Origin of the sequence: Clostridium sp. KLE 1755 (assembly GCF_000466465.2) — a bacterium.
Classification (GTDB): domain Bacteria; phylum Bacillota; class Clostridia; order Lachnospirales; family Lachnospiraceae; genus Eisenbergiella; species Eisenbergiella porci.
The window spans coordinates 1-14,525 of record NZ_KE992683.1 but is presented as its reverse complement, the minus strand read 5'-3'; the positions used below and the strand labels follow the sequence as shown (position 1 = coordinate 14,525).

13 protein-coding genes and 6 tRNA genes are annotated in these 14,525 nt (G+C 47.9%); 2 read left to right on the top strand and 17 right to left on the bottom strand.

What is annotated here, in order from left to right; all coding sequences use genetic code 11:
• Window positions 1-21: 21 nt before the first annotated feature.
• Both HMPREF1548_RS07925 and HMPREF1548_RS07920 read right to left on the bottom strand, forming a co-directional pair.
• The gene (locus HMPREF1548_RS07925; RefSeq protein ID WP_021635423.1) at window positions 22-1,059 is read right to left on the bottom strand and encodes an LTA glycolipid anchor biosynthesis glycosyltransferase, IagA/BgsA family; all 1,038 of its coding nucleotides are present in this window, start codon (window positions 1,057-1,059) and stop codon (window positions 22-24) included.
• 24 nt (window positions 1,060-1,083) lie between these two features.
• Window positions 1,084-1,728 (bottom strand): TVP38/TMEM64 family protein, encoded by a 645-nt coding sequence (locus HMPREF1548_RS07920; protein WP_021635422.1) that lies wholly within the window; start codon window positions 1,726-1,728, stop codon window positions 1,084-1,086.
• A gap of 290 nt (window positions 1,729-2,018) precedes the next feature.
• On the opposite strand from HMPREF1548_RS07920, the gene HMPREF1548_RS07915 reads away from it, so the two are divergent.
• Complete coding sequence (locus tag HMPREF1548_RS07915) at window positions 2,019-3,035, top strand: hypothetical protein (protein WP_021635421.1); 1,017 nt, start codon at window positions 2,019-2,021, stop codon at window positions 3,033-3,035.
• 83 nt (window positions 3,036-3,118) lie between these two features.
• Here the strand turns inward: HMPREF1548_RS07915 and HMPREF1548_RS07910 are convergent, their stop codons facing one another.
• The 6 genes from HMPREF1548_RS07910 to HMPREF1548_RS07880 form a co-directional block, all read right to left on the bottom strand.
• On the bottom strand, window positions 3,119-4,168 hold the full coding sequence (locus tag HMPREF1548_RS07910; protein ID WP_021635420.1) for a LacI family DNA-binding transcriptional regulator: 1,050 nt from the start codon (window positions 4,166-4,168) through the stop codon (window positions 3,119-3,121).
• A 194-nt stretch (window positions 4,169-4,362) separates the two neighbouring features.
• Window positions 4,363-5,202 (bottom strand): carbohydrate ABC transporter permease, encoded by an 840-nt coding sequence (locus HMPREF1548_RS07905; RefSeq protein ID WP_021635419.1) that lies wholly within the window; start codon window positions 5,200-5,202, stop codon window positions 4,363-4,365.
• Entirely contained in the window at window positions 5,202-6,044 is an 843-nt protein-coding gene (locus tag HMPREF1548_RS07900) for a carbohydrate ABC transporter permease (protein ID WP_021635418.1), read from the bottom strand. Before HMPREF1548_RS07900 ends, HMPREF1548_RS07905 begins: the two co-directional genes overlap by 1 nt.
• Before the next feature lie 97 nt (window positions 6,045-6,141).
• Window positions 6,142-7,563, bottom strand: a complete 1,422-nt coding sequence (locus HMPREF1548_RS07895) for an ABC transporter substrate-binding protein (RefSeq protein WP_021635417.1) — start codon at window positions 7,561-7,563, stop codon at window positions 6,142-6,144.
• Between the two features lie 628 nt (window positions 7,564-8,191).
• The gene (locus tag HMPREF1548_RS07885; protein WP_021635414.1) at window positions 8,192-9,016 is read right to left on the bottom strand and encodes a Cof-type HAD-IIB family hydrolase; all 825 of its coding nucleotides are present in this window, start codon (window positions 9,014-9,016) and stop codon (window positions 8,192-8,194) included.
• 403 nt (window positions 9,017-9,419) lie between these two features.
• Window positions 9,420-10,400: an alpha/beta hydrolase gene (locus HMPREF1548_RS07880; RefSeq protein ID WP_021635411.1), complete on the bottom strand. Its 981-nt coding sequence runs from the start codon at window positions 10,398-10,400 to the stop codon at window positions 9,420-9,422.
• A gap of 176 nt (window positions 10,401-10,576) precedes the next feature.
• Between HMPREF1548_RS07880 and HMPREF1548_RS07875 the strand changes: the two genes are divergently transcribed.
• Entirely contained in the window at window positions 10,577-11,134 is a 558-nt protein-coding gene (locus HMPREF1548_RS07875) for a DUF6512 family protein (protein WP_035321565.1), read from the top strand.
• A 106-nt stretch (window positions 11,135-11,240) separates the two neighbouring features.
• Here the strand turns inward: HMPREF1548_RS07875 and HMPREF1548_RS07870 are convergent.
• The 9 genes from HMPREF1548_RS07870 to HMPREF1548_RS07830 all read right to left on the bottom strand — a co-directional run bounded on the left by HMPREF1548_RS07870 (window position 11,241) and on the right by HMPREF1548_RS07830 (window position 14,431).
• Window positions 11,241-11,313 (bottom strand) — tRNA-Lys (locus tag HMPREF1548_RS07870).
• Between the two features lie 106 nt (window positions 11,314-11,419).
• A tRNA-Gln gene (locus HMPREF1548_RS07865) sits at window positions 11,420-11,491 on the bottom strand.
• Window positions 11,492-11,495: 4 nt separating this feature from the next.
• Window positions 11,496-11,569, bottom strand: a tRNA-His gene (locus HMPREF1548_RS07860).
• Window positions 11,570-11,602: 33 nt separating this feature from the next.
• Window positions 11,603-11,676 (bottom strand) — tRNA-Arg (locus HMPREF1548_RS07855).
• Between the two features lie 180 nt (window positions 11,677-11,856).
• A tRNA-Gly gene (locus HMPREF1548_RS07850) sits at window positions 11,857-11,927 on the bottom strand.
• A gap of 20 nt (window positions 11,928-11,947) precedes the next feature.
• Window positions 11,948-12,022, bottom strand: a tRNA-Pro gene (locus HMPREF1548_RS07845).
• Between the two features lie 117 nt (window positions 12,023-12,139).
• Entirely contained in the window at window positions 12,140-12,619 is a 480-nt protein-coding gene (locus HMPREF1548_RS07840; protein WP_021635409.1) for a metallophosphoesterase family protein, read from the bottom strand.
• Window positions 12,620-12,656: 37 nt separating this feature from the next.
• Entirely contained in the window at window positions 12,657-13,262 is a 606-nt protein-coding gene (gene rdgB, locus HMPREF1548_RS07835) for an RdgB/HAM1 family non-canonical purine NTP pyrophosphatase (RefSeq protein ID WP_021635408.1), read from the bottom strand.
• Between the two features lie 5 nt (window positions 13,263-13,267).
• Window positions 13,268-14,431 carry a THUMP domain-containing class I SAM-dependent RNA methyltransferase gene (locus HMPREF1548_RS07830; RefSeq protein WP_021635407.1) on the bottom strand — a complete coding sequence of 388 codons (1,164 nt, stop codon included), beginning with the start codon at window positions 14,429-14,431 and terminating at the stop codon, window positions 13,268-13,270.
• Window positions 14,432-14,525 lie beyond the last annotated feature (94 nt).

The following is a 14,525-nucleotide window of genomic DNA, read 5'->3' as shown; positions in this document are numbered from 1 at the left end:
GTGCTCTAGTGATCTCTATTTTTACAGAAGCTGCAGGTTTTTGCTTTCTGTCTTATCCTCCGCAAATAAACCGTCATAAATCCCTGCCAGCGCATCGCCTATTTTGGTGATGCTGTTTTCCTGCACCAGCCGGTACGCCTCTTCGGTCAGCCTGGGAAGCCTGCCTTCCAGAATATCCGGAAGAAGCCTTGCAAAATCTTCCTGCCCCCTGCCTTTATATACGGTCCTGCCATGCTCCAGCCAGCCTTCATATACGGGGATATCCCTTGTCAGCACGGGCGTTTCCATGGCCATTGCCTCCAGCATCACAATCCCTTCCGTTTCCTCCAGCGTTGGGAAGAAAAACAAATCGCTGCCGCTGTAGGCATCCATCAGCTCTTCCTTGCTCACAAACCCGGGAAACTGAAGATTGGGAAGCTGCGTCCTCACAGCCTTTCTTATCTTTGCTGGAATCAGCGCGGACGGCGTGGAGCCAAACCAGATAAAATCATACTGGGGATACCGTTTTGCCATCTCGACAAAATCCAGGATTCCTTTTCTTTCTATATAATGTCCCACGCCCAGAACGACTTTCCGGGATGAGGCGAGGCAATAAGCATCGCGGAACCTTTTGGCTCCCTCCTCACTCCTCTTATATGCAGCCAGATCAATTCCGTTTGATAATGCAACCACCGGCTTTTTTAATCCATAGGTGTTCAGAAGGCGTGCAGAGTAAGGAGTGGGGGTGATAATCACATCACCGCTTTCATAACACCGTTTAATCCACCGTTTAAACAGCCCCGCCGCCAGATTGGATCCCGTAAAAGAATTCCTGAAATCCTCCATGGTGGAGTGCCCGTAATAAACCACCTTTTTCCCCTGCATCCTTGCCTTCAGCCCCATCCACAGGGAATCGGGAAATACGGTATTCAGCTGAACAATGTTGTAGTCCTCTCCGGGATCATGTGTATAAGGAATCCCCGCATTCTGCAGCGCGCGCGCCTGATGCTCCATTGCGCGGCCCACGCCGCTTTTCCCTGCCAGCTTCATACCGCCGTTGTAAAGTAATACCTTAAGCATACCTGCACCCTCTTTCCCTTTCGCCTATCTGATAAGTTGAAGCACCTGCGTAAACAGCAGCTGCAGTCCCAGGGAATATGCCGCAATTGACAGCGGTTTTCCCAGAAGAATGATAATTAAAAATTTTTTAAATGACATGGAAGTCACACCGGCCAGAAAGCACAGCAGATCATCCGGCGCCGCCGGGAAAAAGATTGCCAGTGCAAACCATTTATCAAAGGTTCCGTTTTCCATCCATTTCAGATATTTCCCATATTTCTGTCCATCAGCCGCCCGTTCCACAGCCTTCATTCCCAGCCGCCTTGAAATCAGGAACGCACAGGCCGATCCGATACAGATTCCTACATAATTATATATAAAGCCCCACAGCGGCCCGAAAAGCAGCACGCCGCCCAGGCATGACACCCCGCCCGGAATGATTGGCACCACTACCTGTACCACCTGTATCAATACAAAAATCAATGGCCCCCAGATACCAAAGGGCTTCAGGAACTGCTCCATTGCTTCCTGGGAGGTAAACAGCCCCTTCTGCATTCCGTATACCGTAAATGCCACGCAGAAGGCAATCCCCACTGCCGTAATCAGATACGAGGGCTTAATCAGCATTTTCCTGTTTTCCAGCTTTACTTTATTGTATTGTGCCTTTTTTACTCCTGCCGCATATTCCATACCTTACTCCTGTTCTGTCTGTGAACTTTTTTACTTATCTTTCCTTCATTTCCTATATCGTAACAGCCAAAGCTTAAAGAAGAGTCCGGTAATTTCTAAATATTTCTTTAACAAAACTGGTATTTTAGCTTAATTGATAAAAAGAAATGCCTGAATATCAATAAAAGCAACTATTATGAAAGGCATGAACGTTTTCTACTAAATTAAATATAGTTTTATTCAACTAATATGTAGCTTTTATTAAAAGAATATATTAAAATAATAAAATAGTAAGAAAGGGGATATTTATTATGATTAAACGAAAAAAGTTGTTATTACTTATTTCCTTCACTGTTTCAGTTAATGCTTTTTTACTGGCAGGATGCGGTGCAAAAACCGACGAAACAAAGGAAACAGCAGTAGTAAGCTCCATTGAGGAAACATCTTCCGAAGAAGAAAGCACAACACAGTCACCTGGTATTGAAACAGCCGCCGAAGAGACCAGTACGGCCTCCAATACTGAATCGGCTACAGTCGAAGAGGACGATTCTCTCAATTTAGAGATTCTGGATCAGATGAACGAATTGAATGAAAAGGGTGAATTCCTGGAAGCAATAAAGGCTACGGAAGGAATGAACAAAGATGGTGATTCCGCGCCGAAAATAATTGCCTTAAGGAACGAAATCATAAGAGGAAATGAGGACTATTTTAAAAGTCAGCTTACCGCTGCATTTGAAAACAGAGATTTTTATATGATCGAAGTATTATCAAACTTCTTTGAACTGACTGAGGAACAGAAGCAGGAATATGACTTTGTCAAAAAATTACAGGGTGAGTATGTTCCTGATGATGCACAGGACAGCGGCGTAAGCGTAATAATCACAGGGTATGAAATACAAATCAACGATACCGTCGATATGTTCTCCTTCAAAACGTATTCCTCTATCGAAGGGTCTGCTTACTTGTCCAAACGTTTGGTATTAGATAATGGAGGAGAGGTTGAAGATGTCAACCCCGGTCTCATCTCTATTAACCAGGATAACGGAACATCTAAAAAATACATTTCCGCTGCTGGCCAGGAGCATCAGAAAAAAATAGAAGAAAAAATGAAAGCGGAAGAAGAAAGCAAAGCACAGGCAGAACGGGAATATCTGGCAAATGAGCCCCGTGTCGGCATGACATCCGAAGAGGTTTTAAAATCAAATTGGGGAAAGCCAAATGATATAAATAAAACCACCTATTCCTGGGGTGTCAAGGAACAATGGGTTTATCCGGGCAATAAATACATCTATATTGAGGATGGCATTGTTACGGCTATTTCCGAATAAATTATTTGTTAACCTTCAAAATTATTAAGAAAACAAGGCACAGCATCTTCCTAAACCAAACCGGAATATGCTGTGCCTTGTTATTATCTTTTTGCGGTCGATTCCTGCTCCAGCAGCTCTCCGGCGAACACCTTATGCTGATGCCCGCTCCTCCCGGCCAGGATATCAAACAGAAGCTTCACGGAGGCCTCCGCGATATGCTGTATCGGCTGTCGGATGGTGGTCAGCGTCGGATTATAATAGCTGCACAGCTCAATGCCGTCGAAGCCGGCCACCGAATAGTCCTCAGGCACCCTTTTGCCCGCTTCCACAATGGCCCTGCAGGCTCCCACGGCCATGGTATCCGAAAGAGCGAAAATGGCAGTAAACTCTTTTCCGGAATCCAGCAGCTCCCTGGTGAGGACATAACCGCTTTCCATGGAGTAGGATTTGATTTCCGGACGCATGTGGCGGATCAGATCCTCGTCCGGCTTGATTCCGTGGTCCTTAAGGGCCTTACGGTAACCGTTCAGACGCATCCTGCCGATACTCGCATCATTGGGCTGGGCTGCGAGTATGGCGATTTTCTCATGTCCCTGACGGATAAGGAAATCCGTCATCCGGTAGCCTTCCTTCTCATCGTCCACCGAAAGGGAGGAGTAATTGTCATGATGCATTCCGTCAGGCGCACAGCCTACGGTGGACAGTATGAAGGGGATACGCAGCTTATGCAGCTTCTCCTCGGAGTGGGAAAAATATCCGCCCAGGAATATAATTCCCGCCAGGCGTTTTTCCTTCACCAGCTCCAGGGCCACATCCACTTCATCCTCATTGAATTCCACATGCCTGATTACCATGGAATATTTTTTCTTCTTTATTTCATCTTCCATTATCTGTATGGCATCCGCAAAAAAAGGATTGGTAATTCCCTTAACCAGCACCGCCACGCACTTTCCGTCCGTACGCTTCAGATTTCTGGCGCTGTTGTTGGGAATGTAGCCGTACTTCTGAATGGTGTCCATAATCATTTTCTTCGTTTCCGGATTGATGTCCGGATGGTTATTGATGGCTCTGGATACCGTGCTGACTCCTACCTTGCAGATTCTGGCAATATCCTTGATTGTGATCTCTTCCACATCTTCTTCTATCCTCATATTCAAACACCCGTCCCCCGCTCAAGCAGGTATTTTCTACGGATTCCGACAGGAAACCCTGATTTATTTTGCAACAGTCCAGGACGTCCCAAACTGCCACTTTATTTTAAAGGACAAATGTGGGGTAAGTCAACCGTATCCTTTTATCGCGGCACTTATCCTGCAACGGCTCAGCCTTTGTCTGAACTGTTGCATTATCCTTTCACCGCCCCGGCAACAACACCCTCAATGATATATTTCTGGCACGCCAGGTAAAATATGATGATGGGAATGATGGCAAGCACCAGGACGCCCATCATGGCTCCCATATCAATGGAGCCGTAGCCGCCTCTCAGATACTGGACTGCAATGGGAATTGTCTTGTACTTTGTCATATCCAGCACCAGGTACGGAAGCAGGTAATCGTTCCATATCCACATGGCCTGCAGTATGGCAACCGTAATACAGGTAGGCTTCAGAATCGGCATAACAATCCGGAAAAAGGTCTGCAGGGGCGTACAGCCGTCAATCATGGCCGCCTCTTCTATTTCCAGGGGAATGCTTTTCACAAAGCCGCAGAACATGAATACCGACAGCCCGGCGCCGAAGCCCAGGTAAACCACCACAATGCCCAGCGGATTTCCAAGATGCATCATATCCGCCAGCTTGGACAGTGTAAACATTACCATCTGGAAGGGCACAATCATGGAAAACAGGCAAAGGAAATACAGCGCTGTGGTAAATTTATTTTTTACCCGGGAAATATACCATGCGCACATGGAAGTGCAGATGATGATAACCGCCACCGAAAGAACCGTAATGAAAAGAGAGGTCCAGAAGGCGTCGATAAACCCTGTTTTCTTGATGCCGTTCACATAGTTTTCCAGCCCCACATACATCTTGCCCGAGGGAATGGCAAAGGGCTTTCTGCTGATATAGGCCTTTTTCTTAAAGGAGTTGATGAGCACCAGCACAATGGGAAATACATAAATCAAAGAAATCAGCGAAAAAACAAAGGTAAGGACTCCGCCGTGTTTTGCTTTTCTTGCATTCATTATTGCTGTACCTCCTTCCTCCGGGTGATCTTATTCTGCGCCAGCGCAATGATGGCTACCAGAATAAAGAATACCACCGCCTTCGCCTGGCCTACGCCCTCCCAGCCGGTCCGGCCGTAGAAGGTATTGTAAATATTCAGAGCCAGCATTTCCGACATCTTCGAGGGCTCCCCGTTGGTCAGCGCCAGGTTCTGGTCAAACAGCTTAAAGGAGTTGGTAAGCGTCAGGAAGGTGCATATGGTAATGGAAGGCATAACCATGGGAATCGTTACATTCCTGAGAATCTGCCTGGCATTGGCTCCGTCGATTTTTGCCGCTTCAATCAAATCTCCTGAAATATTCTGGATACCGGCAATATAGATAATCATCATATAACCAATCTGCTGCCAGCACATCAGTACGATCAGCCCCCAGAAGCCATAGGTTGAGGAATAGGTCAGCGTCCTGTTAAAATACAGCAGGATGCCGTTTAAGAGCAGCTGCCAGATGTAGCCCAGAATGATGCCGCCGATCAGGTTCGGCATGAAAAAAACTGTTCTGAAAATATTGGTTCCCTTAAAGCCCTTCGTCAGAAGCAATGCCACCGTAAAAGCCAGTACATTGATCAGGATCACCGATACTACGGTAAACAGGGCCGTATACCAGAGCGCATGGACGAAGGAGGGATCCGTAAAAATTTTGAGGTAATTGGAAAAGCCGATAAATTTGGCGTCCGTTACGGTAGTGAACTTGCAGAAGGACAGATAGATACCCATAATAAATGGCGCTATGAATCCCAGGATAAAAGCAAGAAATGTAGGGAGCACAAAAATCGGCCAGTATCTTTTTATTGCTTTTGCCATTTTCTTTCCTTTCTTTTTTGCAGCTGTTCCGTATTTCCACAGTTACATTTTTTCAAAAAAGGGCGGGTAATCTGCGCCCGCCCTTCACCTTTAATACTTACTGTGCATTTGCCGCATCGTATTCAGTCTTCCAGCCGTCTACGAAAGCAGTTACTACGTTATCCCATTTGCCTGTGCCCTGTGCGTACTCAAGAAGCGCGCTGCCCACACCGTTCTTCCATTCTTCGGAAGGCATGGTTGTGAAGTTCCATGAAACAGGTGTCTTGCCGGCCTTTGTGTACTCATCGTTGGCAAGAATCAGAGGATTGGTTGACTGATAGCCATCAGCAAAGGTCTTGAAAGGTGTAACGAAGCCCATCTTGTTTGCAAGGGCATCCCTGCCTGCATCACTGGTTACAACCCAGTTCAGGAAATCAAGTGTTGCCTGGATATCCTCCGGCGCTGCATTTTTGTTTACACACCAGTAGTTCTCGGAACCGGTGCACAGACCCTGGTTTTCTTCACCCTCTACGCCGATGTAGATAGGAAGCATGCCCAGATCTTCATCTGCTACTTCGTTGTCTTTAATATCGTTGTAAGCCCATGTACCGTTCTGATAGAACACTGCTTCGCCAAGTGCGAATTCGGAAGCTGCATCTTCGCCGGTCTTACCGGAAAGGAGGCTGGGTTCACAGGTAGCGTCTGTAATATAAAGGTCAAAAATCTGTTTGTAATTGTCCAGATAGGTTCCCTTGATTGCATCCGTGGAGGTAATTCCGTCAGCCTTGTACTCATAATAAACGGGAAGGTTGGCAAGGTGTGTCTTGAATCTCCAGTCGGAGGAAGCATCAAAGCCGGCTGAGGTGAAGGCGCCTTCTACTCCCAGGTCATCCTTGTGGGCCTGAATGCCGTCTGCAACCTTCTTCAACGCTTCGAAGTTATTCAGCTCATCGATGGATTTGACTTCTGCATCGGGCAGTGCGAAATAATCATTCAGCAGAGCCTTGTTATAAATAATGCCGTAGGTTTCAATTACATATGCCATACCAAGAACGGAACCGCCATCCTTGAGCACGTAATCATCGCTCTCAATATTCTTGTAAACATCGCTGTCCTTCAGGTCGTAGCAGTAATCCTTCCAGGATGCCAGGCCAACAGGACCGTTAACCTGGAACAGGGTAGGCGCTTCGGACTTAGCCATTTCTGACTTCAGTGTGGATTCATAGGTGCCGGATGCTGCCGTAACCACGGTTACCGGAACTCCTGTCTCATCCGTATAGGCCTTGGCCAGTTCTACCCAGTCATCAGCCTGCTCGGGCTTAAAGTTCAGGTAATACACCTTTCCTTCCCCGCCTGATGCCGCGGTTGTTTCCGCTGCAGGTGTTTCTGATGCAGGCGCTGCTTCGGAGCTTTCCTCCGCCTGCTGTGTATCGGCAGGTGCCGGTGTGCTGCTCTCTGTCCCTGCGCTTGATCCGCAGCCGGCCAGAAGTGCAGAAACCATTGCTACACTCAGTAATGCACTAATCAGTTTCTTTTTCATAATTACCTCTCCTTTTCTTTGAATGCTTAATTGCCGGAACCGTTATCGGTAACGTTGTCGGTAACGTTTCCAATTGCTATGGTTGTATATTACCACATCATTTTTTGAATTGCAATAGTGTATTTGTATATTTTTTATATTTATTTTTATTTTTCTAAATTTTGATATGCACTTTGTATAATTATGAGTTTTTTCCACAATTTATGATGACTTTAAACAGACTTTTTTCTGTATAATACGCACAAAAAATTCATTTATTATATATTTTGCAGAGTCTCAGCTCCTTTACAGATACTGTCACTCCCGCCCTGCTCCGCCTTCATTGGTATATTTTTGCTCTCCCGATCCGCATTCTTATGGTCAGTGCAAGGCGCCGGCCTGCATAGCCGGACATGCCGGCATTCCAAATAGCTGCAATATTTTATTTTCACACCTTTTACTGCCTCTGTTTCGGGAAAATGTATAAAAATACAGAAGGATACTGACATCGGGCCGTTCTTCCTATAAAAAAAGAAGACCCTGTGCCCGGCAGCGTCATTTATTCCGCGTATGACGCCGCACGGCCCGGTCTTCTCTTTTGTGTTCCTGTTCTGTTGTTTATCCCTTCCGATGCACCTGTTTCCCCGCCTTAAGCCAGCATATATTCTTCCATCACAGCTGCTGCTCCGTCATGATCGCAGTCGGCTGCAACTATCCTGGCCAGCGCCCGGATTCCGGGAATCGCATTCCCCACGGCCACCGGCAGGCCGGCGGCCTGCAGCAGCCCGATATCGTTGCTGTTATCCCCTACCGCAATTACCTGCTCCATGGGAATTCCCAGATGCCCGCACAGTATCCTGAGCCCTTCTCCTTTATTCGCCTTCCGGTCATTGATTTCCAGATTTCCCGCCAGGGAGCTTGCAAGGGAAAGAGGAAGCCGGGACATTTTCGCCAGCGCCGCCGCCCGATCCTTTCTGTTATTGAAAAAAAGATTGATTTTCTCCACCTCCAGCGGATTTTCCTGGTAAAAATCAAACAGGGCCGCCACCCGCACCACGCTCCGGTCAAACACATCGTCAAAGCCGCCAAGGCCGAATTCCTCCAGCCTGCTCATATAGGCCGCATCCATAAAGGAACGGTTTCCCATAAAAAAAGAAGCCATGATATCAGCATCCTTAATGCAGGAAATAATTTTGCATACGAGACGGGGAGAAATGGGTATTCTGGCTATATTTTTTTTCTCCTGCAGATCATAGACACAGGCTCCGCTCTCACAAATCAGATACCGCATACCCGGAAAAGCCTCCAGATAGGTTTCCATCTCACCAATACATCTTCCGGTAGAAAAAACAACCTGTTTTCCCCGCGCCAGAATCTTCTCTATCGCCCGTTTTGCCCGGGGCGTAATCTCGTGCCTGGAATTCAGCAGTGTTCCATCCATATCCAGCGCAATCAGCCTGTATTCGTTCTGCATCCCTTTCTTCCTCCCGTCCGCCGCACCGCCGGCATTCTTATTGATATTTTACATTGTTTTGCGAAAAATTGAAAGAATATTTTCCTTATTATCGAGAAAAAACATGCATAATATCTGCCTGTATATACAGAATCCGGATAGTACAAATAAAATAAGGACCAATGTAACGCAGATACATGATTGCATCCGTATTACATCGATCCTTCCAGGCCGGTTCTGTTCTTATTTCCTGATATTCTCATAATAAAAACCGCCGATTACGCCAACCGCAATAATCACTATTGATAAAACAGACCAGATATCCCACATAATTTTTTCCTCCTGTATACCGTTGTATCTTCTTAATTGACACAATAGCATAAACAGGGCAGGGATACTATGGTTTACCGGTTTTCTTAACGTATCATGAGCGGGTTATTAGCGGAATCTTAGCAAAGGCACGCTTCAGCACCAGGCAACGCCGGGTAACGGAAAGCTGTACCAGCTTATTTTTGTCATAAACATCATAGCCGTTAAAGGTTCCCCTGATTTCATTGAGCTCCACAGGGACACCGGCCGCTGCAAGCCTGTCCGCATAAGCATTTCCCTCATCCCGGAGGCAGTCGATTTCCTGTGTTTCCACATAAGCAGGCGGCAGTCCTTTCAGTGACGGCGCGCTCATGGGAGCGGCATATTCCGGCCTGCCATAATCCCCTTTTCTCATATAAAGATCCCACATCTGCCGGTTCAGATTCGCATTCCACCCCGGGGAGTCCACAAACTGCCGCATGGACCAGGAGGTCATGTTCTTATCCGCCACCGGATTAATCAACATCTGGAAACAGATGGACGGCCCCTTCTTGTCCCTGGCAATCAAAGTTACAGCCGCCGCCAGCGCGCCTCCCGCACTGTCTCCAATCACTGCAATCCTCTCCCTGTCTATCCCCAGGGCATCCGCATTGCGCGCCACCCAGGTCAGCGCCCTGTAGCAGTCCTTCACAGGCTCAGGATAAGGCTTTCCAAGCCGGTAATGCACTATCACCACCTTGCACCTTACCTCTCTTGTATAAACCTGTGCCAGACGGTGTGTAGACGGCCTGTCCCTGAGCACAAAAGCGCCTCCATGATAATAAACCAGGCAGGGCGCATTCTTGCCGATATTCTCCGGCTCATAAATTGTCAGACCGATTCTGCCTCCGCCTTTAAGACGCACATATTTTTTCCGCCTCTTAATTCCCTTTGCAGGCTGCTGAAGAAAACATCCCGCCTGGAACCAGCGGTTTATCAGCCAGACCTTTTTAGGCGTAATAATATAATCCCTGAAGTCTATCCGGCTCCAGAGACCTCCTATATCCTTTAAATCTTTATCCAATGCGTATTTTGAAAAAACGTATCCTTTATGCATATATATTACCTCATCAGGAAAGACACGCTACAACACTTTACTGTATCAATATACCATACCTGAGATGTTAAAAGCTACTCATTTTTCCAATTTCATCCTGCTTTGATAAAAAATGTGTGTTTCTGCGCTCACAGGGAATACTTTCTGTAGAAATAAAAGAGAAAGAAGGAATTCTCATGTTCTGGAAAAAATATCGTTATGAAATCTACGGCGTACTTTTTACCGCAGTGGCGGGTACGCTGCTCCACTTTGTTTATGAATGGTCGGGAAGCGCCGTCATCGTGGGCCTGTTTGCCCCGGTAAATGAATCTGTGTGGGAGCATATCAAGCTGCTGTTCTTTCCCGGCCTGCTGTTTTCTGTCTGGGATTATTTTCATGCCTCACGCAGGCCGGCTTCCTTTCTCCCCGCCAGGACAGCCGGGCTTACCGCAGGCATGGCTGCCATTCCCCTGCTGTTTTATGCCTATACCGCATTGCTTGGCACCAATCATCTGGCGTTTGATATCATGGTCTTCCTGCTGGGAATTCTGTTCGCCTTCCTGATAAGCGCCCTGCTTGAGAAAAAAATCAGTACCACAGCCACAACACTGTCCGGGACAAAAACCCGCGTGCTGCCGTTTCTCAGCGCCGTTCTTCTTATTATTTACCTGCTGCTGTTCTTCCTCTTCACCTTCCGGCCGCCGCAGCTGCCCTTATTCCGGGATCCGGTTTCCGGTCATTTTGGCATTTCCTGAAATGAGCCGGATGTGAGTCATATTTTGGGGGATTTGCCTTTTCTGAAGAAATGTTAAAAAGACCGGGGACCCGCTGATATTGCGGATTCCCGGTCTTTTCCCTGAATGAAGCACGGGGGATTCGAACCCCCGACAACCTGATTAAAAGTCAGGTGCTCTACCGACTGAGCTAGTGCTCCATACCATTTTCAATTAAGATGCCCTGTGTTGTAAAAATTATTCATTCCCATAAAAAAAAATAAAAAAAAGAACCATTGAGGAAGATTCCTTTTCAGCATTCTGCAACTGGGCTAGCTGGATTCGAACCAGCGAATGCAGGAGTCAAAGTCCTGTGCCTTACCGCTTGGCGATAGCCCAAGAAGGTGGATAAAGGGATTCGAACCCTTGGCCTCCAGAGCCACAATCTGGCGCGCTAACCAACTGCGCTATACCCACCATATGGATTATGAGAAATCTCATAACCACTAACGTGCTCGAAGGGATTCGAACCCCCGACCCACGGCTTAGAAGGCCGTTGCTCTATCCAGCTGAGCTACGAACACATATTACGGGAACGCCTGGCAATGATGCGACAGGGCTATTCTGACTAATGCATTGCAGATTCATCTGTAGATAAACCTGCCGGAATACGCTTGTCCACTCTGAAAAGCAAAGGACAATCCGGCTGAAAGCCAACTGCGTATTCAAACGGTTCCTTTCCCGCAAGCGGGTAATTCGCCGTAAGCGGGTGATGGGAATCGAACCCACGTATCCAGCTTGGAAGGCTGGTGTTCTACCATTGAACTACACCCGCATATTGGTGTCTGGATTAAATCGGGGTGACAGGATTCGAACCTGCGACCTCCTGGTCCCAAACCAGGCGCTCTAGCCAAGCTGAGCCACACCCCGTTTTCTGCTCACCCTTAGCCGTGACGCAGAAGTTATTATATAATACCTTTTGACCGATGTCAACACTATTTCCAAATTTTTTTCCAGTTTTTTTACAAAATTTTTTACATCGGTTTTTTACAGATAATTCAGATGATAGTGGGCCTGTCCGTCCTTATCCAGCTCCATCAGGATATAGGAAGGCCTTCTGCCCTCCTGGCGGGGAAAGGAAAGGCTGCCGGGATTGATCGCCGTGATATCCTTTTCCATATCAATGACAGGCTTATGCGTATGACCATACATAACAATGTCAACGCCTCTTGCCTGCGCCTCTTCCTTCAGCATGGAATTCCCCATGGATACATAATAGTTGTGTCCATGCGTAAGCCACACCTTATATTTTCCCAGCTGGAATTCCTTCTCCCGGGGCAAATCCGTAAAAAAATCATTATTCCCTGACACGATTTCCACCGGACAGCCCGCATATTCCAGATAAAGGTCTTCGCTTCCCTCAGAATCACCGCAGTGTATGAGCATGTCTATTGGCTTCACCCGTTTGATCAGCTCCAGAAAACGGTCATCTCTGCGATGAGTATCGCTGATTATCAGTACCCTCATCTAATGGCACCTTCTTTCCTCATTGGTATCCGGATCCTTACAGGATCCCGGCAAGCCGCTCCTTCATCAGGCGCAGCGCATTGCCTCTGTGGCTGATGCTGTTCTTCGTCTCGCTGTCCAGCTCTGCCGTAGAGCAGCCGTATTCATCCACATAAAAGATGGGATCATAGCCAAAACCATTGGTGCCTTTCTCTTCCCAGCCGATATATCCTTCTATCACTCCTCTTACTACGATTCCCTCTGCCGCCTCCGGCAGTACGGCCGCAATGGCGCATACGAACCGGGCCGTCCTTTTTTCTTTGGGGACGCCCTCCAGCCTGCCGATGAGATTGGCATTTTTAATGCGGTAGGAGGTGTCCTCCCCCATGTATCTTGCAGAATAAATGCCGGGCTCCCCATTCAGGTAATCAATTTCCAGGCCGGAATCATCCGCCAGCACAATGTCGTCCCTGCCTGCACAGGCCGCCACCGCCCTTGCCTTAATCAGCGCATTTTCTTCAAAGGTGGTTCCGTCCTCCACGATGTCTATATCAATGCCCGCTTCCTTCATGGACAGCACCTGCATGTCCAAATCACCTAATATCATGCGGATTTCCCGCATTTTTCCTTCATTTCCCGTTGCAAAAATAATTCTTCTGCTCATGCTTCTTACCTTCCATCCGGTAAATTCTGCCGCCTGGGCGGCTTTGGACCCATATACTGGTAAAAATAGGTCTTCATCATTCCATTATAAATTTTCCTGTTCTTATCCGCTTTCCTGCCGATGTCCCGCTCCGCATTCTCATAGGCGGTAATAAGATACATGGACCAGGAATCCAGCGCTGCATACCGTGCCCCCAGTTCTTTATAGAGGGCGGGAAGCGCTGACTTTTCCTCAAGGCGCTCGCCGTAAGGCGGGTTGGTAATGAGGAAGCCGTACTTCTTCGGATGGCTCAGCTGGGATAACGGGCGGCGCTGGAAATGGATTAGCTTGTCCACTCCAGCCAGCTTGGCGTTTTCCCTGGCAATGGAAACCATGGCATCATCAATATCGTAGCCCTGGATATCGGTTTCGATCTGCAGATCCACCATTTCCCGCGCCTCGTCCACGGCATCATACCAGTTCCGCTTTCCCACCACCGAGGGCCAATCCTCGGCGGTAAAGCTGCGGTTCATGCCAGGCGCCATGGAAGCCGCCATCATGGCCGCCTCAATAGGAAAGGTGCCGCTTCCGCAGAAGGGATCCACCAGAATCCGGTCCCCTCTCCAGGGGGTGAGCATAATCAGCGAGGCCGCCAGGTTCTCCGCAATGGGAGCCTTGGCCGTCAGCTTCCGGTAGCCCCGTTTATGCAGGGATTCCCCTGTGGTATCCAGTCCCACAGTCACCTCGTCCTTCATCAGGAAAACGCGGACAGGGAAAGGCGCGCCGTCCTCTTCAAACCAGCTCACATGATAGACGCCCTTCAGACGCTCCACCATGGCCTTTTTCATAATTGACTGGATATCCGAGGGGCTGAACAGCTTACTTTTCACGCTGGCCGCCTTGGCTACCCAGAACTTCCCGTCCGACGGGATAAATTCCTCCCAGGGGAGGCTCCTTGTTCCCTGGAACAGCTCTTCAAAGGTTTCCGCATGAAAGCTTCCTACCTTAATCAGAATACGCTCCGCGCTGCGCAGGAATACATTTGCACGGCTCACCGCCTCCTCATCTCCGAAAAAGGTGATTCTCCCGTCTTCCACCAGCGTTACGTCATATCCCAGGTCAATAATTTCTTTTTTTAATACTGCCTCCAGGCCGAAGTGGCATGGGGCTATCAGCTCAAATTTTCTCATAGCTATATATTACGTTTATTTCTCCACTGCGTCAATGAAATTTTGTCATAAGTGGCGGGAGGACGGAATGAATCATTGCGCGTGGGCTGTCCGG

Bases quoted from the DNA above. Each gene is read 5' to 3' on its own strand.
- HMPREF1548_RS07925 (WP_021635423.1), bottom strand. From the start codon at position 1,059: ATGCTTAAGGTATTACTTTACAACGGCGGTATGAAGCTGGCAGGGAAA.
- HMPREF1548_RS07920 (WP_021635422.1), bottom strand. From the start codon at position 1,728: ATGGAATATGCGGCAGGAGTAAAAAAGGCACAATACAATAAAGTAAAG.
- HMPREF1548_RS07915 (WP_021635421.1), top strand. From the start codon at position 2,019: ATGATTAAACGAAAAAAGTTGTTATTACTTATTTCCTTCACTGTTTCA.
- HMPREF1548_RS07910 (WP_021635420.1), bottom strand. From the start codon at position 4,168: ATGAGGATAGAAGAAGATGTGGAAGAGATCACAATCAAGGATATTGCC.
- HMPREF1548_RS07905 (WP_021635419.1), bottom strand. From the start codon at position 5,202: ATGAATGCAAGAAAAGCAAAACACGGCGGAGTCCTTACCTTTGTTTTT.
- HMPREF1548_RS07900 (WP_021635418.1), bottom strand. From the start codon at position 6,044: ATGGCAAAAGCAATAAAAAGATACTGGCCGATTTTTGTGCTCCCTACA.
- HMPREF1548_RS07895 (WP_021635417.1), bottom strand. From the start codon at position 7,563: ATGAAAAAGAAACTGATTAGTGCATTACTGAGTGTAGCAATGGTTTCT.
- HMPREF1548_RS07885 (WP_021635414.1), bottom strand. From the start codon at position 9,016: ATGCAGAACGAATACAGGCTGATTGCGCTGGATATGGATGGAACACTG.
- HMPREF1548_RS07880 (WP_021635411.1), bottom strand. From the start codon at position 10,400: ATGCATAAAGGATACGTTTTTTCAAAATACGCATTGGATAAAGATTTA.
- HMPREF1548_RS07875 (WP_035321565.1), top strand. From the start codon at position 10,577: ATGTTCTGGAAAAAATATCGTTATGAAATCTACGGCGTACTTTTTACC.
- HMPREF1548_RS07840 (WP_021635409.1), bottom strand. From the start codon at position 12,619: ATGAGGGTACTGATAATCAGCGATACTCATCGCAGAGATGACCGTTTT.
- rdgB (WP_021635408.1), bottom strand. From the start codon at position 13,262: ATGAGCAGAAGAATTATTTTTGCAACGGGAAATGAAGGAAAAATGCGG.
- HMPREF1548_RS07830 (WP_021635407.1), bottom strand. From the start codon at position 14,431: ATGAGAAAATTTGAGCTGATAGCCCCATGCCACTTCGGCCTGGAGGCA.